The organism is Pseudomonas fluorescens, from assembly GCF_004683905.1.
In the GTDB taxonomy this organism is placed as follows: Bacteria; Pseudomonadota; Gammaproteobacteria; order Pseudomonadales; family Pseudomonadaceae; genus Aquipseudomonas; species Aquipseudomonas putida_A.
This window is the reverse complement of record NZ_CP038438.1, coordinates 4728931-4752782: the sequence shown is the minus strand read 5'-3', so window position 1 is coordinate 4752782 and position 23852 is coordinate 4728931. Positions and strand designations below refer to the sequence as shown.

The 23852-nt window shown below is 61.1% G+C and carries 16 protein-coding genes; 7 read left to right on the top strand and 9 right to left on the bottom strand.

Features of this window, described 5'->3' with window-relative positions; translation table 11 throughout:
* Window positions 1–142: 142 nt before the first annotated feature.
* The 4 genes from E4T63_RS21865 (at window position 143) to E4T63_RS21850 (ending at window position 4317) form a co-directional block, all read left to right on the top strand.
* Complete coding sequence (locus E4T63_RS21865) at window positions 143–1252, top strand: ABC transporter substrate-binding protein (protein ID WP_098965317.1); 1110 nt, start codon at window positions 143–145, stop codon at window positions 1250–1252.
* A gap of 242 nt (window positions 1253–1494) precedes the next feature.
* Window positions 1495–2403 carry an ABC transporter permease gene (locus E4T63_RS21860; protein WP_025111659.1) on the top strand — a complete coding sequence of 303 codons (909 nt, stop codon included), beginning with the start codon at window positions 1495–1497 and terminating at the stop codon, window positions 2401–2403.
* Window positions 2400–3248 (top strand): ABC transporter permease, encoded by an 849-nt coding sequence (locus E4T63_RS21855; protein ID WP_027612492.1) that lies wholly within the window; start codon window positions 2400–2402, stop codon window positions 3246–3248. The genes E4T63_RS21860 and E4T63_RS21855 overlap by 4 nt, the downstream gene beginning before the upstream one ends.
* A 13-nt stretch (window positions 3249–3261) precedes the next feature.
* Window positions 3262–4317 carry an ABC transporter ATP-binding protein gene (locus E4T63_RS21850; protein ID WP_135296447.1) on the top strand — a complete coding sequence of 352 codons (1056 nt, stop codon included), beginning with the start codon at window positions 3262–3264 and terminating at the stop codon, window positions 4315–4317.
* A 125-nt stretch (window positions 4318–4442) separates the two neighbouring features.
* Here the strand turns inward: E4T63_RS21850 and E4T63_RS21845 are convergent, their stop codons facing one another.
* Window positions 4443–5372, bottom strand: a complete 930-nt coding sequence (locus E4T63_RS21845) for an AraC family transcriptional regulator (protein WP_027612494.1) — start codon at window positions 5370–5372, stop codon at window positions 4443–4445.
* A gap of 429 nt (window positions 5373–5801) precedes the next feature.
* Here E4T63_RS21845 and E4T63_RS21840 point away from each other — a divergent pair, with 429 nt between their 5' ends.
* Complete coding sequence (locus E4T63_RS21840; protein ID WP_095136993.1) at window positions 5802–6155, top strand: antibiotic biosynthesis monooxygenase family protein; 354 nt, start codon at window positions 5802–5804, stop codon at window positions 6153–6155.
* Between the two features lie 43 nt (window positions 6156–6198).
* On the top strand, window positions 6199–6441 hold the full coding sequence (locus tag E4T63_RS21835) for a hypothetical protein (RefSeq protein ID WP_047296118.1): 243 nt from the start codon (window positions 6199–6201) through the stop codon (window positions 6439–6441).
* A gap of 6 nt (window positions 6442–6447) precedes the next feature.
* Here E4T63_RS21835 and E4T63_RS21830 read toward each other — a convergent pair whose 3' ends face one another.
* Both E4T63_RS21830 and E4T63_RS21825 read right to left on the bottom strand, forming a co-directional pair.
* Window positions 6448–7077: a flavin reductase family protein gene (locus tag E4T63_RS21830; RefSeq protein WP_095136994.1), complete on the bottom strand. Its 630-nt coding sequence runs from the start codon at window positions 7075–7077 to the stop codon at window positions 6448–6450.
* Window positions 7078–7337: 260 nt separating this feature from the next.
* Window positions 7338–7769 (bottom strand): heme utilization protein, encoded by a 432-nt coding sequence (locus tag E4T63_RS21825; protein ID WP_098965315.1) that lies wholly within the window; start codon window positions 7767–7769, stop codon window positions 7338–7340.
* 343 nt (window positions 7770–8112) lie between these two features.
* Here E4T63_RS21825 and E4T63_RS21820 point away from each other — a divergent pair, with 343 nt between their 5' ends.
* A complete protein-coding gene (locus E4T63_RS21820; protein ID WP_098965314.1) occupies window positions 8113–8871 on the top strand; it encodes a COG4705 family protein in 759 nt (252 codons plus the stop codon).
* A 130-nt stretch (window positions 8872–9001) separates the two neighbouring features.
* Here the strand turns inward: E4T63_RS21820 and E4T63_RS21815 are convergent, their stop codons facing one another.
* The 6 genes from E4T63_RS21815 to E4T63_RS21790 all read right to left on the bottom strand — a co-directional run bounded on the left by E4T63_RS21815 (window position 9002) and on the right by E4T63_RS21790 (window position 23826).
* Window positions 9002–10321, bottom strand: coding sequence for an MFS transporter (locus E4T63_RS21815; protein WP_003227623.1), 1320 nt, complete (start codon window positions 10319–10321; stop codon window positions 9002–9004).
* Between the two features lie 321 nt (window positions 10322–10642).
* Window positions 10643–11974 (bottom strand): sigma-54-dependent transcriptional regulator, encoded by a 1332-nt coding sequence (locus E4T63_RS21810; RefSeq protein WP_135296446.1) that lies wholly within the window; start codon window positions 11972–11974, stop codon window positions 10643–10645.
* On the bottom strand, window positions 11974–13734 hold the full coding sequence (locus tag E4T63_RS21805; RefSeq protein ID WP_103367403.1) for an ATP-binding protein: 1761 nt from the start codon (window positions 13732–13734) through the stop codon (window positions 11974–11976). Before E4T63_RS21805 ends, E4T63_RS21810 begins: the two co-directional genes overlap by 1 nt.
* Window positions 13735–13817: 83 nt before the next feature.
* Entirely contained in the window at window positions 13818–16487 is a 2670-nt protein-coding gene (locus tag E4T63_RS21800) for an RHS repeat-associated core domain-containing protein (RefSeq protein ID WP_135296445.1), read from the bottom strand.
* Between the two features lie 26 nt (window positions 16488–16513).
* Window positions 16514–19291, bottom strand: coding sequence for an RHS repeat-associated core domain-containing protein (locus E4T63_RS21795; RefSeq protein ID WP_135296444.1), 2778 nt, complete (start codon window positions 19289–19291; stop codon window positions 16514–16516).
* A complete protein-coding gene (locus E4T63_RS21790; protein ID WP_135296443.1) occupies window positions 19291–23826 on the bottom strand; it encodes a SpvB/TcaC N-terminal domain-containing protein in 4536 nt (1511 codons plus the stop codon). The genes E4T63_RS21795 and E4T63_RS21790 overlap by 1 nt, the downstream gene beginning before the upstream one ends.
* Window positions 23827–23852 lie beyond the last annotated feature (26 nt).

Below are 23852 nucleotides of genomic sequence, written 5' to 3'. Positions count from 1 at the left end.
TAGTCAGGTGTATTGCACGACCTCAGGATGAACCCGTCGGCAGCGCTGCAGGCCTTTTAATACAAGGCCTGCAGCGGATCCGGCCGCGCGGATGCAACGGTTGCGACCAACCTCATACTTAAAAGAACAAAGGGAGTCCGTCATGGGCGAGCACGATCTGAACAGGCGTCAATTCATTAAAACCGTGGGCGTCGCCTCGGTAGCGGCGGCGGCCCTGAGCATGCCCTTCATCCGGGCCAGCGCCAGCGCCAGCGACACGCGGTTCGCCGGCAAGACCTTGCGTTTGCTGACCTGGTCGGATGACACCGGCCTCGCCGCACTGCGCAACATTGCCGCCACCTTCGAGGCCAAGACCGGCGCCAAGGTCATCGCCGACCGCACCGGCAGCACCTCGGAAATGGTCGCCAAACTCAAGGCCGGCGGTGATCGTCCGCAGTACGACATCATCACCCTGGCTGGGGTCGGCGCCGAAGGTCTGGCCGCTGCGGGGCTGCTGGAGAAACCCGACCTCAACCGGATTCCCAACCTGATCGACGTACCGGAAAAATACCGCACCGGCGCCAACGGGCACGGCATCGGTTACCTGCTGTGGTGCAACAGTCTGGTCTACAGCACTCGCACCCTCAAACAGGCACCGGACAGTTATGCCGCGCTGTGGGATGCCGATCTGGCGCCGAACATTTTCCTGCCGCCGCCGAACTGGACCGAGGCGATGGACCTGATCATCATCGCCGCGAAACTGGCCGGCGGTGACGAACACAACATCGAGCCGGGCTTCAAGAAACTCGCAGAGCTGAAAGATCGCGTGGTCACCCTCGGCGAGAACCCGAACCAGATCGCCGAACTGTTCCGCACCGGGTCGTTGGACATGGGTGGGCTGTACGCCCCGGCATTCTTCCCCAAGCAGATCCGCGATCCGAACTACGGCCTCGGTGCCACATTCGGCATGAAGGAAGGTTTCTACACCGACCTGATGCTCTCGGTGATGCCGAAGAACCGGCCGGGCGACATCGACCTGGCCTACGCCTTCATCGACCACTCTCTCGACCCGCTGGTGCAGGGCAAGATGGCCGAAGACATCTTCAACGGCCCGGTCAACGCCAAGGCGATCATCTCCGCGGAAGCGCGCAAGAGCCCGTACATCCTCACGCCGGAGCAGATTGCCGAGAAGGCGATCATGCACGACAACGCCTTCCTGGCGACCGTGCATGACCAATGGATTCGTCGCTATACGGAAATTTTTTCTTCCTGACGCCGGCCTCCCGAACACCACGGGCCCCCTGTGGGAGCGAGTCCTGTGGTGAGGGGATTTATCCCCGATGGGCAGCGTAGCTGCCCCAAGATCAGCAAATACGGTGCATCAAATGTACCGCGCACGATGGTTTTGCGACTGCTTCGCAGCCGGTCGGGGATAAATCCCCTCACCACAAAAAATGACTCCACAGGAGATTGAGGTGTTTGCGAGATTAGCTTTCCATTGACGAGATCATTGCTATGGAACATCAATCCCTGACCCAACCGGTTGGCGCCGCTGACGTGCGCCCGGCGCGCGGTATTTCGCCGACCGCCCGGGCGTGGTTTTTCCTCACGCCGTCGATGCTGTTTCTCGGTGTGCTGATCGCGGCCAGCCTGCTGGTGCTGCGCATGAGCGTCGGCACTAAAGGCGCGGAATGGAGCGGGTTCAGCCTCGCCAGCTACGCGCAATTGCTCGAACCCTACTATCTGAAATCCCTGCTGCTGACCCTGCGTCTGGCGCTGATCAGTGCAGTGATCGCGGTGCTGCTGGCGATCCCGGTGGCGTACACCATGTCACGGCTGACCTCGCCGTTCGTGCGGCGGATCTTCCTTGCCGCAGTGTTGCTGCCGCTGCTGGTCAACCTGCTGCTGCAAAGCTACGGCTGGCTGGTGATTCTCGGCCCGGGCGGGATGCTCAACCAGACGCTGATGGGCCTGGGCCTGATCAAGCGCCCGATCATGCTGCTGTACAACCAGAACGGCGTGCTGATGGGCCTGGTGCAGACCGCGTTCCCATTGGCCGTGCTGCCGATTGCCAGCGCCATGCGTGGTGTTGCGCGTACCTACGAAGAGGCGGCGGCGACACTGGGCGCCAGTCGTTTTCAGGTGTTCCGTCAGGTGGTGTTGCCGATGAGTCTGCCGGGGATCATCACCGGGGCGACGCTGGTGTTCGCCTACAACGCCAGCAGTTTTGTCGTGCCGTTGCTGCTCGGTGGCCGCCGTGTGCCGATGCTCGCGGTGATGGTGCATGACCAGATCGCGCCGCTGATGAACTGGCCCGCGGCATCGGCGGCCGGGGTGGTGCTGATCGTCACCACGCTGGCGATCATGACCCTGTCTGAATACATCACCGGCCGTCGTCGGCGTCTGCTGGAGGCTTCGCAATGAGTACCCTGACCAACAAGCGCATGGCGCTGCTGCCCGGCGACACCGGCAAGCTCGCCGGAATCCTCTCCGGGTTCATTCTGCTGCTGGCGGTGTTGCCGATCCTGACCATGATCGTCATGTCGTTCAGCGGTGCGTCGAACCTCGACTTCCCGCCGAGCAGCTACAGCCTGCAATGGTACAAGGCGGCCTGGCACACCTTCGTCTCGCCAGACGCCAGCGACGTGCTGAGTCTCGGTCAGGCCATGGCTACCAGCCTGCTGGTGTCGTGCCTGACCATGGTTTTCGCCACGCTGATCGCGGTGCCTGCCGCCTATGCGCTGACCCGTTGCGAGTTCCGTGGCAAAGCCGTGGCGCTGCAACTGATGTCGCTGCCGCTGGTGTTTCCGATGGTGGTGTTGGGACTGGCGTTGCTGCTGGTGTTCGACAGCCTGCCGTTTCACCTGACCACCTCGCGACTGGTGATTGCCCACGTGATTCTGGCGCTGCCGTTCGTGGTGAAAAACTGCACCGCCGCCATGCTCTCCATCGGCAGTGAAGTCGAGGAAGCCGCGCGGATGCTCGGCGCCTCACCGCTGCGGGCGATTGTCGACGTGGTGGTGCCGTTGATGAAGTCGGGGATTCTGGCGGGGATGCTGCTGGCGTTCATCGTCTCGTTCAACGAATTCACCGTCACCTATTTCCTCTACACCATCGACGTCATGACCGTGCCGATCTGGATGTACAGCCGCACCGTGTCATCGCTCGACCCTACCGTGTTCTCGTTTGCCGTGCTGATCGTGCTGATCGACTTCGTCCTGATCTGGGCGCTGGAGAAACTGGTGGGCGAGGGCGGCGTTTCCTTTTGATTTGAGGTGCAACATGACTGGTCTGATTCTGGAAAACGTCGAGAAATTCTACGGCTCGGCTTGCGCGGTACAGGACGTCAATCTGCATTTGCCGGAAGGCCAACTGGTGTGTTTTCTCGGCCCCTCGGGCTGCGGCAAAACCACCTTGCTGCGGATGATCGCCGGGCTGGAAACCCTCACCGGCGGCGAGATTCGCCTGGATGGCGAGAACATCGGCCACACCCCCGCGCACCTGCGCAACTTCGGCATGGTGTTCCAGTCGCTGGCGCTGTTCCCGCACATGACCGTCGGCGAGAACATCGCCTACCCGCTGAAACTGCGCGGCGTGAGCAAGGCCGAGCAGCAGGCGCGGGTGGTGGAATTGCTGGAGTTGATCCAGTTGCAGGCGATGATCGACCGGCCGGTGGCGAAACTCTCCGGCGGGCAACGGCAGCGGGTGGCGATTGCCCGGGCCATCGCCTCGCGGCCGAAAATCCTCCTGCTCGACGAACCGTTGTCGGCGCTGGACGCCAAGCTGCGCGAGTCGATGCAGGTGGAAATCCGCCAGTTGCAGCAGCGTTTGAACATCACCACGATCATGGTCACCCACGATCAGCGCGAAGCCATGACCATGGCCGACATCGTCGTGGTGCTGGGCGAGCACAAGGTGCAGCAGGTGGGCACACCGATCGAAATCTATCGGCATCCGGCCAACGAGTTCGTTGCCGACTTCATCGGTTCGGGCAACATTTTTCCGGCCACGGCGCTGGGTGACGGCAAGGTCAGTTTGCCGGGCGGTGATGCGCTGCAAGTGCCGATCTGCAGCAGCATCGAAGTGGGGCAGAAGGTGAAGATGCTGATTCGTCCGGAGGATCTGCAACTGTCCGCGCCACAAGCCACGGCGGGTAATCGCTTGCTCGGCAAGGTGACGTTCGTGCGCGATATCGGCGCGACCATCGAGACCACGGTGGAGTGTTCCGGGGTGACGTTCACCGCGTTGAGTACGCCGTGTCAGGGGATCGGTTTGGGGATCGGGCATCCGGTGTCGGTGACGTTGCCGAGCGAGGCGTGTCGAGTGTTGGGGGCTTGATCAGGATTTGATGGTGATCTTGCCGATGCCATCGCGAGCAGGCTCACTCCTACAGGGGAACGCATTCCAACTGTAGGAGTGAGCCTGCTCGCGATAGGGCCATAAGCCTCACCGCAGATGCCGGATCAGACCGACTGCCGCAACCGCGCCAGATCCCTTAACGGCGGTGCACCAAACAAGCGGCTGTACTCGCGGCTGAACTGCGACGGGCTTTCATAGCCCACGCGATAGCCCGCCGCCGACGCTTCCAGCCCTTCGGCCAGCATCAGGCGCCGCGCTTCCTGCAGGCGCAATTGCTTCTGGTACTGCAACGGACTCATCGCGGTCATTGCCTTGAAGCGGTGATGCAGGGTTGAAACGCTGAGGTTGACTTCTTTCGCCAGATCATCGATGCGCAGCGGCTGTTCGAAGTTGCCGTTGAGCCATTTGATCGCCTGGCTGATGCGGTGGCTCTGGCTGTTGGCAATCGCGATTTCATACAAGCGATGGCCCTGCGGACTGCGCAGCAGGCGATAAAGAATCTCCCGGCGAATCAGCGGCGCGAGCATGGCGATGTCTTTCGGCGCATCCAGCAGTCGCGCCAGACGCAACACCGCGTCGAGCATCGCGCTGTCGATCTTTTCCACATACAGGCCGCGCCCGGTCGGTCGGGTCGGCACGCCCATCGGCCCAGCGTCGGCGATCAGTGCAGTGATTTCCGCGGGGTCGATGTCCAGGCGCACGGCGAGAATCGGATCCTCCGGCGAGACATTCACCACCCGTCCGCTGAGCGGCATCGAGACCGAGACCACCAGATAATTCAGCGGGTCGTAATTGAAGAACTCATCCGCCAGGCGCACCTCTTTGCGGCCCTGGGCCATGATGCACAGCGCCGGTTGCGCAAGTACCGGGGCGAAGTCATGGGACTGGGTATGGCGCGACATGAACAGCGAGCCGATGGCGGTCTGGTAACTGCCGTCGTCCGTGGTGTTGCGGCGGATGATCGCCGCGAGTTCTGCACGCTGTTTTTCCATGTCGGCATCGGGCGGAGACTGGAAACGATCGAATGACGTCATGCACGGCATCCTCGGCAAGGAATCTGGAATGGGGCAGAGCATATGTTTGTGCAAGCGTCAGCGGTAGACACATCCTGTCAAATGCTTGCCTGATTCTGCATGGGCTGCTTTTGCGTGCCGGCCATCAGCCTGCGACCGCCACCTTACCCCTTGGGTCGAAGACCCCTGTAGGAGCTGCCGAAGGCTGCGATCTTTTGATTTTAAAAACAAAAGTCAAAAGATCGCAGCCTTCGGCAGCTCCTACACAAAAGCGTTGTGACAGCGGTGTGACAGGTTTCTACCCATCGATGCGGGGCGTTTGTGCAGTCTCGCAGGATTGTGCAACGCAGCGGCAGGAATCGACTAACGGCATCTTGCGCCCGGCCCTTAACCTTTGATCCTGTCGCAGCCCGTCCCCGGCTGCCACGCGACTCCCTGGGAGGGTTGAACATGTCCAAGCAGATTCCCGTCAGTCATATGGCCTTCGTTCGAGCGCGCGCCGGACGCTCCGCCGAACTGGGTGTACGCCTCAGTGCCTTGATCGAACCGTCACGCAACGCCCCCGGTTGCCTGAACTTCGCCTTGCAGCATTCGCAATGCGATCCGGACCTGTGGCTGGTCTCCGGTTTCTGGAGCCATCAACAGGCAATGACCGCGTATTTCAACAGCCCGTCGATGCAGATCTTTGCCGAGTTGGTTCAGGATCTGGTGGTCAACAGCCTGGATTTCCACACCTTCAAAGAGGTGTCGGCGGCGCAGGCGCTCGGACAATGCCCGGCACCGATACACAAACTCGCCGGTTGAGGGTTTAATGTCCGGCTTATTCATCTGAGCCAGGATGTGTGCCATGGCACGTAAAGAGTTTGAACACTTCGAAGCAGTCTCCGCAGTCGTCCCCGTCGAGTTGGGCGGCAACAAGGGTTACCACGCGGCAATCGCGGTCAAGGCCCTGGTCGATGGCGGTGCGCCACGCTTCCACAAACTGCTGGGTGATCAGGTTTTCCCCGGCGCCATCGCGGCCGACGACGCGGCGACCCAGGAGCTGGAACGTCTGCAGGGCGTCACTGATGACGCCGAGCTGATCTGGTAACTGTGCTTACTTGCCCGCACCCGGGCGCCACATCTTGAACAAGGCCTCTGGCCCCAACTGGAAATAATCCGCCGGCCCGCCGCCGCGCAGAATCGGTTCTGCCGCGGCGGTGTCGTAGATCCCGTCCTTCAACAGCCACTTGGCGATATGCACAGCGACCACTTCGCCGAGAATCAGCCAGCTCGGCACGGTTTCGCCATCGGCGCGCTGCAACTGAATGATCTGCGTGACCTTGCACTCGAAGGACACCGGGCTTTCGGCCACCCGTGGTACCGCAATCACCTTCGACGCCACGGGCGTCAGCCCCGCCAGTTCAAACTCGTTGACTTCAGGCGCGACCATTGCGCAGCTCTGGTTCATCTGCTCGGCCAGCGGCCGGGTGGCGAGGTTCCAGACGAACTCGCCGGTCTGCTCGATGTTGTTCAGGCTGTCTTTGCGTCCGACGCTGGAAAAACCAATGATCGGCGGAATGTAGTTGAACGCGTTGAAGAAGCTGTAAGGCGCAAGGTTCAGCCGGCCGTGGGCATCCTGCGAAGAAATCCAGCCGATGGGGCGCGGGCCGACGATGGCGTTGAACGGATCGTGAGGCAGGCCGTGGCCGTTGGCGGGTTCGTAGAAGTGGATGTCATCGGACATGGCTGGAGGTTCCTGGAGGGCGTTTGTAGAAGGCAATAGTGCAAGTCTGAAACAGCATTTTCCAGTCACACAAAGATATTCCAGTTGATGCAATCCCCTTTGTGGCAGCGGGGTTGCTCGCGAATGCAATCTTTCAGTTGCCACAGTGGTTGACTGACCCGGCGCTTTCGCGAGCAAGCCCGCTCCCACAGGGGATATTTGCCGTGCCCCAGAAATGACTAAGCCCGGCCGAAGCCGGGCTGTGCGCTTTACGACTGCAATCAGCTGATCGAAGCGGATTGGGTGCGGTCGTAACCGTCTTCAGCAAAGGTCGCCGAACCGGTGCGGTCGTAGCCATCCTCGGCGACAGTTGCCGAGCCAGTGCGGTCGTAACCATCGGCAGCGACGGCCGAGCCAGTGCGGTCATAACCATCGGCAGCGACAGCCGAGCCAGTGCGGTCGTAACCATCGGCAGCGACGGCCGAGCCAGTGCGGTCATAACCATCGGCAGCGACAGCCGAGCCAGTGCGGTCGTAACCATCGGCAGCGACGGCCGAGCCAGTGCGGTCGTAACCATCGGCAGCGACGGCCGAGCCAGTGCGGTCGTAACCATCGGCAGCGACGGCCGAGCCAGTGCGATCAAAACCGTCGGCAGCAAAGGTGTTGGCGGCCATTACGGACAAGGCGAAAGCGAGGATCAGTTTGGTTTTCATGTGAGTGACTCCAGATTCGTTGGCGGGTGTGTCTTGCATGGGTTTAATGCTACGCCAACTAAATTGATAAAAAAGCGCAAATAAATGCTAAAAACAATCGATTAACTTGATATTAAGGACGACGCATTGAATGGGCTTCCACTGTCGGGAGCGAACGCCGCGCGGGTCATCGATCAGGTAGTGGCAGGATGCCGGGGCAGCATTAATGGGGGATTAATCGCTGTTTTTCGCGATATGACGGATTTTTCATCTGTTGCCGACCGGTTTTTCACCGGTGCGACGCCAGTCTGCCCACGGCCAGAAAACCAAGAACCGGCCGTCCCACACTGGAGCTTTGCTTGCGATGAACAAACTGCCTCAAATCACCCTGGCGTTCTGGGTCATGAAAATCTGCGCGACGACCCTGGGGGAAACCGCGGGGGACTTGCTGTCGATGACCCTCAACGTCGGGTACGCCCTCAGCTCGCTGATCCTGATCAGCGTGTTCGTGCTGACGCTGATCAGCCAACTGATGGCCAAGACCTACAAGCCGCTGCTGTACTGGATCGTGATTCTGTCGACCAGCACCGCCGGCACCACCATGTCCGACTTCATGGACCGCACCCTTGAACTGGGCTACGCCACCGGGTCGATGATCCTGATTGCGATTCTGTTGGCGATCTTCACGGCCTGGCGCCTGAGCGGCGACTCGTTGAACGTCAGCAAGGTGCAGACCTTCCGTGGCGAGATGTTCTACTGGATGGCGATTCTGTTTTCCAACACCCTGGGCACTGCGCTCGGCGATTACCTGGCCGATGATTCGGGCCTGGGTTTTGCCGGTGGCGCGCTGCTGATCGGCTCGACCATTGCCGTGGTCGTGGCGCTCAAATACTTCACGAAGATTTCGTCGGTGCTGTTGTTCTGGGTGGCGTTCGTGCTGACCCGGCCGTTCGGTGCGACCCTGGGTGACCTGATGACCAAGTCCCATGAAAAGGGCGGCCTGGACTTCGGCACCATCGGCTCGTCGGCGGTGCTGGCGGGGATTCTGCTGGTGATGATTGTCGGCGCGTCGTATGCGCAGAAGCGTTATGGCAAGCCAACGGTAGTTGCTGAATTGTCCTGATACCGAGTCGCCCCAATCGCGAGCAGGCTCACTCCTACAAAGGGCGGCGTACACCAATCAATGTAGGAGTGAGCCTGCTCGCGATGAGGCCATAACAGCCACCATCACAATGGCTGAACTGACTCATTCCTCAGTCAGTCACGATCCGCGAGTGTTTCTGCGTGTCTTTCATGGTGATGTACACCAGCAGCGACACCGCGATGCACGCAGTCACGTACCAGTAGTAACCGGTTTCCATGCCGATGCTCTTGAACCACAGCGCGATGTATTCGGCGGTACCGCCGAAGATCGAAACGGTCAGTGCGTACGGCAGGCCGACGCCCAGCGCGCGGATTTCGGTCGGGAACAGTTCGGCTTTCACCACGGCGTTGATCGAGGTGTAGCCGCTGACAATGATCAGTGCCGCCATGATCAGGAAGAACGCGCCCCACCAGGTCTGGATGGTGTGCAGGGTCATCAGGATCGGCACGGTGAAGATCGTCCCGAGTACGCCGAAGGCGATCAGGATCGGGCGCCGACCGATCTTGTCCGACAGGCCACCGATGATCGGTTGCAGGCACATGAACAGGAACAGCGTGGCGGCGGAAATGGTGGTCGAGTCGGAGATGCTCATGCCGACGGTATTCACCAGGTATTTCTGCATGTAGGTGGTGTAGGTGTAGAACGCCAGCGTGCCGCCCATGGTCAGGCCGACCACGGTCAGCAATTCTTTCGGGTGACGCATCAAGGTGCGCATCGCGCTTTCCTTGGACTTCTCTTTCTTGGTGAACGACTCGGTCTCTTCCATGCCGCGACGCAGGTACAGCGCGACGATCGCGCACAGTGCGCCGATGGCGAACGGAATACGCCAGCCCCACGCGTACAGCTGTTCAGTGGTCAGCATGTTCTGCAGCACGATCAGCACGCCCAGCGCGATGAGCTGGCCGGAGATCAGGGTCACGTACTGGAAGCTGGAGAAGAAGCCGCGACGTTCCTTGGTCGCCATCTCTGACAGGTAAGTGGCCGAGGTGCCGTACTCGCCGCCGACTGACAGGCCTTGCAGCAAGCGCGCGAAGACCAGCAGGATCGGCGCGCCGATGCCGATAGTTTCGTAGTTCGGGCTGAGGGCGATCAGCAAGGAGCCGAAGCACATCAGGTAGACCGAGGCCATCAAGGCTTTCTTGCGACCGACCTTGTCGGCGTACAGGCCCATCAGCCAGCCACCAATCGGACGCATCAGGAAGCCCACGGCGAAGATCGCGGCGGTGTTCATCAGTTGCGCGGTGGTGGAACCGGCGGGGAAGAAGGTCTTGGCGAAGTACAGCGAGAAAGCGGCGTAGACGTACCAGTCGTACCACTCGACCATGTTGCCGACCGAGCCGCTGAAGATCGATTTGATCCGGCTGGCGGTGGTTCTTTGTTTGGCGGGCGCGGCAGCCGACCCAAGGGGCAGGGCGTTGGAGTTATCCATTGAAGGATCCTTCGTTTAATTGTTTTTGTGGAGCGCGTTGGAACGCAGCCTGTCTGGGCTATAGCAGGAGCTGTGCCAACGGGGGGAGGGCCGGTTTAGAGGGGGCGGCAGGATTTTATGAGCGGAAATCCGCTTATGGCTGGATTGTGGTGAGCGGAAAATTGCTCATTCAGGCGGATGGATAAATGTTGCCTTTGCGGGCCTCTTCGCGGGCTAGCCCGCTCCCACAGTGGTCGGTGGTGTTCACACATTCTGTGTTCAGCACAAAACCCTGTGGGAGCGGGCTTGCTCGCGAAGAGGCCCGATCAGACACTGCAAAACTCAGCTGCCCGGAACAAACATCTCCCGGCTCAACCCATGCCGCTGCAGCTTTTCATTGAAGGTCCGGCGCGGCAGTTGCAACTCTTCCAGCACCGCTTTCACATCGCCCTTGTGCCGGGTCAGCGCCGCGCGCAGGCATTGCGCTTCAAAGGCTTCCTGCTGCGCGGCGAGAGACTGGCCCGGATCGATGCCCTGCACCGGCTCATCCAGCCCCAGCACCTGGCGCTCGGCGACATTCGCCAGTTCCCGCACGTTGCCCGGCCAGTCGTGGCTGAGCAGGTGACTCAATTGCGCCCCGCTCAACGGCGGGAAAGTGCGGCCCAGACGCTGGGCGGCGCTGAAGGCGAACGACTCGAACAGCAGCGGAATGTCTTCGCGACGATCGCGCAACGGCGGCAGGCGCAGCTCGGCGACGTTCAGGCGATACGCCAGGTCTTCGCGAAAACGTCCGGCCCGGGCCTCATCCAGCAGATCAGGCTTGGTCGCGGCGACGATCCGCAGATCGACACGAATGCTCTGGTTCGAGCCGAGGCGCTCCAGCTTCTGCTCCTGCAACACCCGCAGCAATTTCACTTGCTGAGCCAGCGGCATGCTTTCGATTTCATCGAGGAACAACGTGCCGCCATCGGCATATTCCAGTTTGCCGATGCGCTTGCCGGACGCGCCGGTGAACGCGCCACTTTCATGGCCGAACAACTCGGCTTCGAACAACTGCTCGGGGATCGCCGCGCAGTTCAGCGCCACGAAGGGCTTGGCGGCGCGCGGGCCGAAATCATGCAGGCAGCGGGCGATCAGTTCCTTGCCGCTGCCGGTTTCGCCACGGATCAACACGTTGACCGGCAGCGCCGCCAGATCCAGCACCTGTCGACGCAAAGTCTGCATGCCACGGGACACGCCGAGCAGCGTCGCATCGAGTCTGGCGCGGTGGTCGGCCTGCTCGTGCAGGGCGCGGTTTTCCAATACCAGTCGCCGCTTGTCGAGTGCCCGGCGCAGGCTGCCGAGCAGGGTTTCCGGGCTGAACGGTTTTTCCAGAAAATCGTAGGCGCCGTCACGCATGGCTTCGACCGCCATCGGCACATCGCCGTGACCGGTCAGTAGAATCACCGGCAGATCGGCATCACGTTTCTGCACTTCGGCGAGCAACTGCAGACCACTGAGCCCGGGCATGCGCACATCGCTGAGGATCACCCCGGGAAAGTGCGCCGGCAGCGCGGCGAGGCAATCTTCGGCGCGGCTGAACAGCTGTACCGCGAACCCCGACAGGCTCAGCCATTGCTCGACAGCGCTGCGAATGCTGCTTTCGTCATCGACCACCATCACCGAGTTGAGCATCAGATGTGTGCCTCCAGATCGATCGGCAGGGTCAGGCTGAACACAGCGCCGGCCTCGCCATTTTCTACGCTCAGACGCCCGCCGGATTCATGCACGATGGCAAAGGATACCGCCAGCCCGAGGCCGAGTCCGTCACCCACCGGTTTGGTGGTGAAGAACGGGTCGAACACCTGATTCAGGTGCTGTTCGGCAATCCCGCCGCCATTGTCGATCACGCTCAGGCGCCACAGTTGTTCGTCCACTTCCAGGCGAATTTCCAAGCGCTTGCACGGTTTGCCCTGCATTGCATCGAGGGCATTGCGCAGCAGATTGATCAGCACCTGTTCGAGGCGTATTGCATCACCACGCACCCAGGCCGGACGCGTCAGGTGCAGCACCAGACTGACCTGTTCGTCGCGTAGGCGCGCATCGAGCAGTTGCAGCGACTGATCGACCACGGTCGCCAGATCCAGCCGTTCGCGCAGGCCGCTGGGGCTCTTGCGGGCGAAGGTTTTCAGATGGCCGGTGAGCGATGCCATGCGCGTGAGCATGTCGTCCACCGGTTTGAGCGCCTTGTACGCATCATCGACGCGGCCATGTTCGAGCAGCAGGCGCAGCGTCGCCAATTGCATCCGTTGCGCGGTCAGCGGTTGATTGATTTCGTGGGCCAGTGCGGCGGACATCTGCCCCAGCGCCGCGAGCTTGGCCGATTGCACCAGACCGTCCTGCGCGGTGCGCAGATCGCGGGTGCGTTCTTCGACCAGTTGTTCGAGTTCTTCGCGGTTGCGTTGACGGACTTTCGACAGGCGCCAGCGCTGATTGAGGAACAGCAGCAAAAACACCAGCGCCAGCCATACACCTGCGGCGGCCAGCCCGGCGTTGCGTAAGTCTTCGAAAGCCACTTGCGGGCGGCGCAGCAAGTGCAGGGTCCAGCCTTCGGTGGCCAGCGGCAGCGATTCCCACAAGTAGTCCGCCGTTCCGTCCGGGCCTTCGACCCGGCGCAGGTCACTGTTGTCGTCGAAGTGACGCAGCGACAAATGCGTCAGCGGGATCAGCGATTGTTTGTCGTACTGCCGCGTGCGCTTGATCTCGTCCATGTCGCGGCTGTCCAGCGGCCGCAACGAGCGATAGCGCCAGCCGGGCTGGTTGGCGATGAAGATGATCCCGCGTGCATCGCTGACCAGCAGCGTGTCGCTGCCTTGGCTCCATTCACGCTCAAGCTCGGGGAACTCCAGCTTGACCACCATCGCGCCAAGGAACTCGGCATTGTCGCCGAGCACCGCGCTGGACAGAAAATAGCCGGGGATGCCGCTGGTCACGCCCACCGCATAAAAGCGCCCGCTGCCCTGAGTGCGGGTCTGGCTGAAGTACGGACGAAAACCGTAGTTGTGGCCGACGTAACTGCTCGGCAGGCGCCAGTTGCTGGCCGCCACCGCGAGGCCGCTGTGATCAAGCAGCTCGAGGGTCGAGGACTGCGCCGCGCCGTTGATCTGCTCCAGCTTCAGATTCAGCACATTCTGTTGTTCCGCACCCACCGGCCCGGCCAGCGCGCTGCGCAATTGCGGGTCCAGCGCCAGCACGGCGGGCAGGGCGCGATAGCGGTCGATCAGGGTGTGCAACGAGTTGGCATACAGCGCCAATTGCTGGCTGGCACGGGTCGCGTCTTCCTCCATCGCCTGGCGTTCGGCGTGGCGGATGGCAAGGGTGGCCGCAAGCACGGCACCGGCGATGATCAGCAGGGTATACAACGACAGGCGCAAAGTACGGGAAGTCGGCAGCATGCTGGGCTAATGGATAAAGGGACGGGCGGGCACGATAGCATGGGCCGAAGTGGCTCGGCGCACTGTTCGAACGGCCTTCGACGTCACACGTACGTTTCGCCGGCAGAGACCCGCTGGATGTATTTCGTCCGCGGCTTGGGGATGGGTTTAAGCCTTGAATTCTCAGTGACTTTGCTCTGCAGTTGTTGCAGGCGATTGTTCACGTCTGCGCCGATGTCGGGGGCGTCATCCATGACCGTTTGGGCCGTCTCCAGCACCTTGCCGATGGCGTCGAACGGGTCGAGTCCGCTTCTCAGGAGCTTGATGACCTCGCGTTGTTTGTCACCGGCAAGGGTCTGCAACTGGTCGTGGAACAGCGCCTGAGTCCGCTCGGGATATGCGTTGAGGGTATTGGTCATGTTTTTGATGCGTTCCAGCACCTCCGTGCCGCCATTGAGCAGATCAGTGGTGCCATCAACCACGCGGGTGACGGTATCACCGAGGGTTTGCAGGCCATTCTTGAGTTCCTGGGTGCGCAGCGTTTGCGCGAGTTTCAAGCCTTTCTTGAAAAAGTAATAGCGCAGCAACGGGAAAACGACCATGCCCGCCAGCGTCCCCACACCACTGCCGATGGCATTGCCAACTCCTGGTAGTGCCGTGCCTATAAGTCCACCGATGGCGAGCCCTTTCCCCGCACCGTAAAGAACCGATTTGATGCCCTGCCGGGACTTGAGAAATTTGCCGAACGTCATGGTTTTGCGCAGGTCTTCGATGTCTGCGCCTTCGGGGATCAAGTCGTCGAACTCGCGACTCAGGTTGTGTAATTGATCGGCCGCTGTTTCGGCTTTGTCGAGCAGGCCGACCGCTCGTTTGGCCAGATCGAAAATAACCTTGTAGGTGCCCGTCCGGTCGACATGGATCGCCGGGTTGTTGCCGACAAAAGCGTACAGGTTCAGTCCGTCCACGTCCCGGGCCGGATCAGCACTGATCCAGCGTTGCAGCCATGGCGCGTAATACCGCGCGCCGTAGTAGTACAAACCGCTGGCATCCATTTCCTTGCCCGAGTAACGGATCGTTTTGTAATCCGCTTCCACGGCTGAGCGGGCTGCCCACCAGGCCGTGCCGCCGAAGGCGTAATAATGCTCCAGGCTGATCACGCCAGCGTGGCGGTCCAGTTCCAGCGAGCAGGATCCGAGGTGATCGTCGAGGCTGAAGCGCAGTTGATCGGCTTCGATATCCGCCGGTTGACCGCTGAGCCAATGCAGGCAACGCGCGCCGGGCAGCACGATGACATGCAGTTGCTGGCCGTCGCTGCGGCTGTGGATTTCCAGCCCTGGCAGGTAACGTACCTCGCGGCGATCGGTGATCGACGGCGTATGCCTCAGCGTGCATTTGTAAACGCGCTGACCCTGGCTGTAGCGATAGATTTCATCGTCGTCGGGCGGGCCGTTGCTGTGTTGCAGCAGGGTGACGCGGGCCAGTTGATCGTAGCTGTCCCACTCCAGTGGCAGGCCGCCGTGCTGCAGTTTCAGCTGGTTGCCGTGGCGGTCAAAGTAGTCGCCGAACACCGGTTCGGGATCAGCGGGTTGGCAGCGCAGCCCCCGATTGCTGTTGGCGGCGATTTTCATCTGTTGCGTGAAGTTGTGGCCCTTGCGCACATGCACCAGTTCAACCAGGTTATTTCCCGCGTCGTAGTGATATTGCTCGCTGTAGTTGAAACGCCGCCCCGGGTCGATGGGCTCAATCGGTTGCGGCAAACCTGGCGACTGTTGCGGGATCTGGCCTTCGAAGCCGCGACTTTCGCTCAGCCGATACAGCGAGTCGTAGACAAAATGACGATCACCATCGACGCGCTGATTGGCGAAATACACCGTGGCCAGGGTGCGATCCTCGATACGCAGGACATTGCCGACCGGGTCATAGGTGTAGTGCAAGTCCTGCAGCGGTTTTTCCTGATCCTTGCAGGCCAGCTGATTCAGCAGGCGACCGTCAGCGGGATCGTACACGCGGCGGCTGCGCACACCATTGCCGGCCCGTTGTTCGAGCAGTTGGCCGGAGGCGTTGTACGTGGCAGCGTCGACCACCGGTTGTGCCGCGTCAGCCCCGGCTATCCACAGCGATACCTGATGTAACTGGCCGGCGACATCGTAGCTCGAGCGTTGCCGGTGACCACCGGCGTCGGTGACTTGCACCACATTGCCGTGCGCGTCGAAATCCGTACGAGTGATGAAAGCCGCCGTCTCGCCAGACAGCGTACGGGTTTCACTCACTGCCTTGCCCTGCAGGCTGTAGCCGTCGACCACCACTGTGGCGCCCGGGTCGGCGCTTTCGCTCAGTTCACCGCGCAGGTTATGCCCGGGGTCGGCATTGTGGTCGGCATAGGTGTAGCGCTCGACATCGACTTGCGCATTTTCATCGACGGCGATCAACCGCATCATCGGATCGTAGCGATTGCGCCATTGCTTGCCGCGCTGGTCGTGGCGTTGCAACACCTCACCGGCCAGACCGGGCAGGTTTACGCGCCAGCCGGAATCGACGCTGTCGATTTTCAGTGGGTCGCCGTCCAGACGGTAAGCCGTGGTCAGGCAGGGCACGGGGAGGCGCGGGTCCCATTGTTCGATCAGGCGGCCGTTGGAGTCGTGGCGTTGACGGTTGATCTGGCATTCGACTTCGGCGCCTACCACCGCCCGCAGATAAGCCACGTTTCTGACCGGCAGCCCTCTGGGATCGTGAGCCGACAGAGCAGGAGTACGCCAATGCACTGAAGGATTCATGCCCGCACTTCCGTGAAGCGGATCATTCAGGCTGCCTTTTTCCGGGTTCGGCGCTGCGCCAGCAAGAACTGATTGTCGGTAGTCCCCATCTCTTTGTACGACGTCATCATGTCTTGAGAGCGCTTGATGTTGGAAAGAGTAAAATTGGTCAACCGGCGCAAGTCTGAGCGAGAGATGGGGGCCAGGGTCTCTGCCGATGTCATATGGTTGATATTTGGCAGCGAGTCGGCCGGGTACACAATGTCCGTGCCCAGTGCATCGAATGCATTTTCAGCCCAGCCGGCACGTTGTTCTACCGCCGATTTCCAGTCCTCGAGCATTTTGTCTATTTTCTGGATCTTTACCGGATCAAGGCGGTTTTTGATGTCTTCTGCCTCTATTGCCCGGGCAAACATATTCAGTGCTGCGGGAATGATCGATATCCACGAAGCCATGAGCCGGCCCATCATGAAGGAGGGGTTGAGTACCGCATCAAGGCCTGGATGAATCAGCTCATCCTTCACGTCTCGCCAGGAGCTGATTTCCTTGACGGCATCTCTGATGCCCAGCCCATGATCAATCGCGTTGACCGAGATCCGCGAGGTCTGCGGAATCAGTGGACCCATTCCGATGCCGGCGCTGTTGGCTATCGGATCAATCATGGCCGTGGCGGAGTCGCCGCCAATATTGCCGCCGATCACCCCTCCGGTCGTGGTGTAGGGTGTGGTGTCAGGCATATTGGGAATGACCAGGTCAAGCAGATCGCCGCCTGCGGCACCGCCCTCATAGCCGACGACCCCTCTCACGACTTCGCCTACCATGTTCAGTGCCAGATTCATTGCCACACCTTCCTCATGGAGAATGTTGTGAATTTGCCCCACAACCTGCGTGGAGTGGCCCTGGACGCTCGAAAGAAATGCTGAATACAGCATGATCACACTTTCCGCTCTGTTGTTTCCGTCAGGATCCACATAGCGCAGCGGATTGTTGCCGACGTACGCATACCGGTTCAGCCCGTCCACATCTCCCGCCGGATCCGCACTGACCCAGCGTTGCAACCACGGCGCGTAATACCGCGCACCGTAGTAATACAAACCGCTGACATCCATTTCCTTGCCTGAATAACGCAGTGTCTTGTAGTCAACCTCGACAGCCGAGTCGGCGCTCATCCACGCGGTCGCGCCGAATGGGTAATAGCCTTCGTGACTGATCAGGCGTGCCTGCTGGTCCAGTTCCATCACGCATGAGCCCAGGTGATCATCGAGGGTGTAACGCAGCTGGTTGTCGGCAATGCCCGGCGGTTTGCCGCTCAGCCAATGCAGGCAACTGACATGGCCTGCGCCGGCGGCGAGGCTGATGACGTGCAGCTCCTCACCGTTGTCCTTGCTGCGGATCTCCAGTCCGGGCAGGTAGCGCACTTCGTGAAAATGCCGGTTGGAACCGCTGTAGGTGTCATGGCGTTTGTAGACGCGCGCGCCCTGGCTGTAGTGATAGAACTCGGCGTCATCCAGGCCGTTTTCGCGTTGAACCAGAGTCACCGAGGCCAGTTGATCGCGGGCGTCCCAGCGCAGTGCCTGTCCCGGTTGCAGGGCCATCAGGTTGCCGTGGCGGTCGAATAGCTGATCGAAATCCGGTGCGGGATCACCTTGTTTCCAGCGCACACCGCGATTGCTTGCAGGGTCGATACACATCTGACGGGTCTGACAGGCACCGTCGCGCACATGGCACAGTTGCGTCAGGTTGCCGCCGTTATCGTAGCGGTAGGTCTGCAGGTAATTGCGCCGGTCGTTGGGGTCGCTCGGTTGCGGTCGGCCGGGGAGGTCGCTGGGGGCCGCGTCGTCGTAACCGCTGGCGCTGGTCAGCCGATACAGCGAGTCGTAACGGAACGCACGTTCGCCGTCGACCCGCTGGTTGGCGAAGTGGCTGGGCGTGAACACGTGGTCGAGGATGCGTGTCGGGTTGCCGACCGGATCGTACTCATAGCTCATGTCCTGCAGGGGCGGCTGCGCACCCTTTTGCGCCCATTGCCGCTGCAGGCGCCCAGTGGTTGGTTCGTAGTCCCAGTAGCAGGCAATGCCATTGCCGGTCAGTTGTTCGATGATTTGTCCGACGGCGTTGAAGTGCGAGTCGAGCAACACGTCCTGCCAGTCGTGGTCGCCGGCCAGCAGCAGTTGCAACTGCTTGAGCTGACCGGCGACGTCGTAGCGCGATTGCTGGCGGTGGCCGCCGGCGTCAGTCTGCTCCAGCATCGCGCCCAACGGGTTGAAAATGCGCTGGCTGACAAACACCCGGGCGTCGGCAAAGGTGCGGCTTTCGCGCAGTGGCTGTCCGGCCAGGCTGTAGCTGTCCAGGTGCAGGCTGCCGGACGGGTCGAACTGTTCCAGTAATCGGCCGCGCTGGTTGTGATCGGCCGGGGCACTGGCATCGGCATAGGTGAAGGTGTCGCTGAGCGGGTCGACGCTGTTGCTGATCGCCAGCAGGCGCAGCAACTCATCGTAGCGGCTGCTCCAGTGCACGCCGCCCGCGTCCCAGCGCTGCAAGGCTTGTCCGGCCAGCCCGGGCAGGCTCAGGCGCCAGCCGGCATCGACGCTGTTGATCTTGAGTGGCTGGCCGTTGAGATCATGAATGCTGGTAACGCTCGGAGCGCTCAGGCGTGGATCGAACTGCGCCACCAGACGCCCGGCAATGTCGTGCTGTTGGCGAGTCACCAAGGCTTCGGCAGGGTCTTCGGCCAATACGCGCAGATAGGCAATCTGACGCAGTGGCAAGCCGCGACTGTCGATCACGACGAGCGACGGTGTACGCCGATGGAGGTTGGCGCTCATCAGTGCAGCGTCCATGGTGATGTCGATTCCGGCACAGCGGATTCATCGGTGTCGTTGAAGTCTTCGCTGGCCTGATACCACGGATGATAGGTCTCGCGGGAAAAATAGCCCTTGGCGTTGATCAGCTTGACCAGACGCCCGAGCGGGTCATAGAACAGTTGATCGAAGTAGCCGTACCGCCGCAGGGATTGATCATTGACGTAGCCATGGGTGTCGGCAAAAAACGGCCGGAATTGTCGCACCGCGAGCCCTTTGTTGTTGTACTCGACCCGCGCGCTGACCCGCCAGCGTGGATCGGCGTGCTCCTCGCGCAGCTGCCCGCGATCGACGATCAGCGACCCATCGGCAGCGACCGCACAGGCGATTCCGGGCTCGACCCGTTGCAGGGTTTGCAACGCGCGGCCAAAGCCGTCCACGTAGCTGATGATGATCTGCACCAATGCCGCAATCGGATCAGTCGGGTAACGGTCGGCACTCAGCGCCACGCTGTGCACCGGTTTGCGTGCAACCGTGCTGATGAGTTCGCGCAGGGCCTGTTCGGCGGGAGTCGGCGACGTCAATTGCGCCAGCCGCCGTCGCGCGCTGGCGCGAATGTGCAGGCTCGGCAACACATCACCGCTGGCCAGCCATTGCTCAAGCAGCTGCGGCGTTGCATCGACCGCCGCAGGCAACTGTCCCATCCAACTGAACAAATCCTTGCGCAAGGTGCTGGCGGCTTTTTGCACGGCCGCTTGCGGGTCGGCAATGGCAGCGTCCGGACTTGGATCTACCGGGCGCACGTATTCGCTGAGCGGGCGGAAACCGGCGGCGACAGCGTTTTCGGTGCCGTGAAAACTGGTCGCCAAGGGTTGGCCGGAAGGCTCGTAAAGCGCTTCCTGAATATTCTCGTTGGCATCGATGATGCGCACCGGTTGCAGGGCGTGGTAATCGTATTCGCAGCGGGTGATGCAGCCATCCGGCAGTTCGACGCTGATGACCAGCAGCCAATACTCGTCGTACCGCGCCTTGGTCCAGCCGTGGCTCAGGGTTTCGCGGTATTCAAGTACCCGGAAGAAATCCTTGGCATCGGCGTACTTCGCGTAGGTGTAATGCGCGGACCAGAGGCTTTCTGCGTCCGCGTTTACCGCCGTGTCATCGAACAGTAGCGGCATCAGTGTGTAACCGATTTTCGCCAGCTCCTGAAGGATATCGAACGGTGGCGGCAGAATGTCGTAGGCGGCGAGGGCCGTCTTGTCGAAGCTTGCCATTTCCAGCGGCCCTTTCAGTGCTTCGAATTGCGCCGAGCCGTCGGGCAGCAGACTGCCGTCCTCTTTGTTGATATAGCGCTGCATGGTTTGCCCGGTCAGCACCCGCAGGGCATTCCACTCGGGCGAGCTTACATGCTCGTTAAGTAATTCCCATGTCAGCTGTTGCGGGTTGAGGCCCGATGGCAGATCACCTTTGGGCAGTACCAGGGCATTGCTGCGTTGCTGCCAAGGCAGGCCCAGTCGCCATTCATAGAGCTTCTCGTCCAGATCAATCGAGCGCGCGCGCGTTTCGTTGAGATAAAAAAACCGCTGCGCCATGTCATGCGCGTCCCGCCACCACTGTTGTTCGTCGGGGTCGCTGAAAGGCGGAGGGTCGCCGGGCAGGCGCCGTCGCGCGTAACTGATGGTCAGGCTGTGAGTGGCGTGGCCGTATTCGCTGCTGGCGAGCAAGACTTCATGACGGCACAACGGGTCGTCAATGAAACCATCGTACTGATAGCTGATTTTTTCCAGGGTCTGTACCAGCAGCACGCTCGCCGGCTCTCGCAAGTTGGCGGGCCGGACATCACGCACCAGGTAACGAAATTCTTCTACGGCGTAGAGCCGTGCATTGGCTGGCTCGTCAGTGCCGGTCCAGGTTTCGATGCGGGCGACGGCGCCGACCAGCGCGCGTGCGATTTTATAGCGTACGTCTTCGTTGTCTGGCGTGACCGGTTCATCGCATTCATCACTGTCGTGATAGCGGCTGAAGACGGTTGGTCGCAAGTCAACGGCCTCACTGTCACCGTCGAAGTAGCCATGTCTTGGCCGATCCATCGCCTGCCCGGTCAGGTACCAGGTACAGATGCGCACCGGTGCTGTGAACCCGAGTTCTTCATCGCCTGTGGCCCGTTCGCTGTCGGTCTGTTCCCGGTAACCGAAACCCCGAAACTCACGATCGATGCTGTCGTAGACGCCTTCGCGATAGAAGCATGATTGCGTCAGGCAATTGCCGGTTATTTCATCCAGCTGACGTTGCCGGGCGACGACTTGAACCGCGAACGGTAGATGGCACACCGGCGTTTCGTCGGGATGATCGGTAAGCCACTGCTGTTTTTCATCCAGCCATTCCTGTGCAGAGCTACGATAGACCACCTGCGTGGCGCAGCCCATGTTGTTATTGGTAGCGGTCAGCAAGTAAGGCTTGGCCGCGACAAAGTCGTAGCGCCAGTGCTCGGGGGTCATGTGCGGTACCGTCAGGATCAGGCTGGCACAACCCAGGCCTTGCAGGTCGGCGAAACTGACCTGGCACAGGCGGTCGTAGCTCACGCCTTCCGGCCACGGCACGAAGACAGGCGTCTGTTCCAGGCCATTGCCCCCACGATTGAGGTAGATCTCGAAGCCTGAAGGTTTCAGGCACAGCAAGGCCGGCGCGCCGGAGCCGTCGATATCGGCGATCCGGATGTGCTCTGCGTTGAATTGGTCATACCGGAAGGGCAGGGCACTGATGACCCGGCCTTCGCCGAATTTGCCATGCCCCAGATTGGGCCAGCATTTGATTTCGTTGTACCGGATCCGGCACAGCTCGCTCATGTCACTGCCGAGCATGTTGCCCAGAAATACGAGTTCTGTGGGGGCGTTGCCGAACAGCGGCAAACTGTCCTCATCGTCTTTGCGAGGCACGTCTTCGGCGCCGGAAAAACCCTGTTCCCGTTGGTTGGCATACAAGCGCACCGCGCGCGGACCGATCATTGCCAGCGAGTTGAGGCCGTTGCCTCCCAGGTCGCCGAGCTGCGAAAGGGTGTGAAAAAACTCCAGCGGCATGCCGGTAAACGCGATGAACGGCGCCCAGCTGCGGTCAGCATTCAACGTGCGATACCCGCTGCTGCCCGGTAAGGCCGCGATCCAGTCCAGCCGCCCGTTACCGGTCAGGTCGAGTAAGAACTGCTGGGCGGCGTCGTGCCTGGCCACCGGGATCTGCTCAAGCTCGGTCCAGGAAGCGTAGGTGATGGCGTCTGACCCCGACGTTGCGCGCAGCGGTTCGCGGTAATACCAACACTGATCGTAGCGGCAGAGAAATCCCGGTACACCTTCGCCGTACAGATCGACGCACTGGTAAAACTGTCCATCCTCAAGGCCCGGCATGGTGTCTTCGGCGAACATCCGTGACGAGGTTTTATTGATCTCGAAGGGTGAGTAATCAAACTCCACCGGCGGCGTCGTCTCCAGCGCGCCGCTGGCATCAAAGGCCTGATAGTGGGCGGCGGTGATCCGGTTGTAAGTCCACGGATCAGAGGGCGACGGGTATTCCAGCAGCAGCCGCCGCACCAGCAGCGGATCCTCACCGGCAGGCCGCGAGAAGTTATGGAACATCAGGATTTGCCGGCACAGCCGCCGCGTGCCCAGTTCGAAACCCTGACCGAAGGTGGAAAACGGATCCCGGCGTTTATCCCAGACTGCCAGGCTGTCGCCGCCGTACACCGGGGCCTCTGTCAGTGAACGGGTGCGCTCGCCGTAATCGAACAGCAGATGGAAATGCCAATCCAGTTCGGCCGGATCCTCCACGGTCCAGCTATACAAATGCTGGCTGGCTGTGACGTTGCCGTAGAACACCGCGTGCACGTAGCGCTGGGCGCGGTAGTCGTGAGTCGGGTCGGGGTCCTGATCATCGGCCAGATAGTCGAAGCCGATGTGCTCGCCCTGCGGGTTCATGCTTTCGCACAGCAGCCAGCTGCCGACGCGCAGTGGATTGTCCGGATCGGCGCGGCGCGAGGCGCTGGTCTTGCCGTATACCTGCAAGGAGCCGTCTGCGCCGTGGATCAGCCAGAAGGGCGGCCCCTCAGGTTTACCGTCTGCAGTGACGGGCTGCCAGCGTTCGCGCAGGGTAAAGTCGCTCTCTACCCGGGGCCAGAAGCGCACCACGTGATGAGCGCCGACGGAAATTGCGTTGTAGCTGTCTTCGGGACGCGACTTCGGTGTGCCATCACTGTTCAGTTCGGGATGCCACACTTCACCGTCATCACCGATGATTTCATCGAGATCGCTATACCGCGGCACGCCTTTTTGGGTACGACGGCTGATCTGTCCAATACCCAGGTTCCAGCCGACGCCAAACGGCCCGTTGCCGGCCTGACTGCTGTAGGTCAGCGACAGTTGCGGATCCCAGCCACGTCCGGCGGACAGGGGCAGTGGCAGTTCAAATGAAGCCGCGCCAGTGGCGCCAACCGCCCCCCAGCTTTTGCCGATCGTGGTGATCGAGGCGCTGCTGGCGATGGACGGGGTGATGATGCTCAGCTCTTGATCAGCCATGGTCGGATCCATTTCACACGCGAAGC

What these genes read in the sequence shown, in the direction of transcription:
- E4T63_RS21865 (WP_098965317.1), top strand. Translation starts at nt 143, where the DNA reads ATGGGCGAGCACGATCTGAACAGGCGTCAATTCATTAAAACCGTGGGC.
- E4T63_RS21860 (WP_025111659.1), top strand. Translation starts at nt 1,495, where the DNA reads ATGGAACATCAATCCCTGACCCAACCGGTTGGCGCCGCTGACGTGCGC.
- E4T63_RS21855 (WP_027612492.1), top strand. Translation starts at nt 2,400, where the DNA reads ATGAGTACCCTGACCAACAAGCGCATGGCGCTGCTGCCCGGCGACACC.
- E4T63_RS21850 (WP_135296447.1), top strand. Translation starts at nt 3,262, where the DNA reads ATGACTGGTCTGATTCTGGAAAACGTCGAGAAATTCTACGGCTCGGCT.
- E4T63_RS21845 (WP_027612494.1), bottom strand. Translation starts at nt 5,372, where the DNA reads ATGACGTCATTCGATCGTTTCCAGTCTCCGCCCGATGCCGACATGGAA.
- E4T63_RS21840 (WP_095136993.1), top strand. Translation starts at nt 5,802, where the DNA reads ATGTCCAAGCAGATTCCCGTCAGTCATATGGCCTTCGTTCGAGCGCGC.
- E4T63_RS21835 (WP_047296118.1), top strand. Translation starts at nt 6,199, where the DNA reads ATGGCACGTAAAGAGTTTGAACACTTCGAAGCAGTCTCCGCAGTCGTC.
- E4T63_RS21830 (WP_095136994.1), bottom strand. Translation starts at nt 7,077, where the DNA reads ATGTCCGATGACATCCACTTCTACGAACCCGCCAACGGCCACGGCCTG.
- E4T63_RS21825 (WP_098965315.1), bottom strand. Translation starts at nt 7,769, where the DNA reads ATGAAAACCAAACTGATCCTCGCTTTCGCCTTGTCCGTAATGGCCGCC.
- E4T63_RS21820 (WP_098965314.1), top strand. Translation starts at nt 8,113, where the DNA reads ATGAACAAACTGCCTCAAATCACCCTGGCGTTCTGGGTCATGAAAATC.
- E4T63_RS21815 (WP_003227623.1), bottom strand. Translation starts at nt 10,321, where the DNA reads ATGGATAACTCCAACGCCCTGCCCCTTGGGTCGGCTGCCGCGCCCGCC.
- E4T63_RS21810 (WP_135296446.1), bottom strand. Translation starts at nt 11,974, where the DNA reads ATGCTCAACTCGGTGATGGTGGTCGATGACGAAAGCAGCATTCGCAGC.
- E4T63_RS21805 (WP_103367403.1), bottom strand. Translation starts at nt 13,734, where the DNA reads ATGCTGCCGACTTCCCGTACTTTGCGCCTGTCGTTGTATACCCTGCTG.
- E4T63_RS21800 (WP_135296445.1), bottom strand. Translation starts at nt 16,487, where the DNA reads ATGAATCCTTCAGTGCATTGGCGTACTCCTGCTCTGTCGGCTCACGAT.
- E4T63_RS21795 (WP_135296444.1), bottom strand. Translation starts at nt 19,291, where the DNA reads ATGAGCGCCAACCTCCATCGGCGTACACCGTCGCTCGTCGTGATCGAC.
- E4T63_RS21790 (WP_135296443.1), bottom strand. Translation starts at nt 23,826, where the DNA reads ATGGCTGATCAAGAGCTGAGCATCATCACCCCGTCCATCGCCAGCAGC.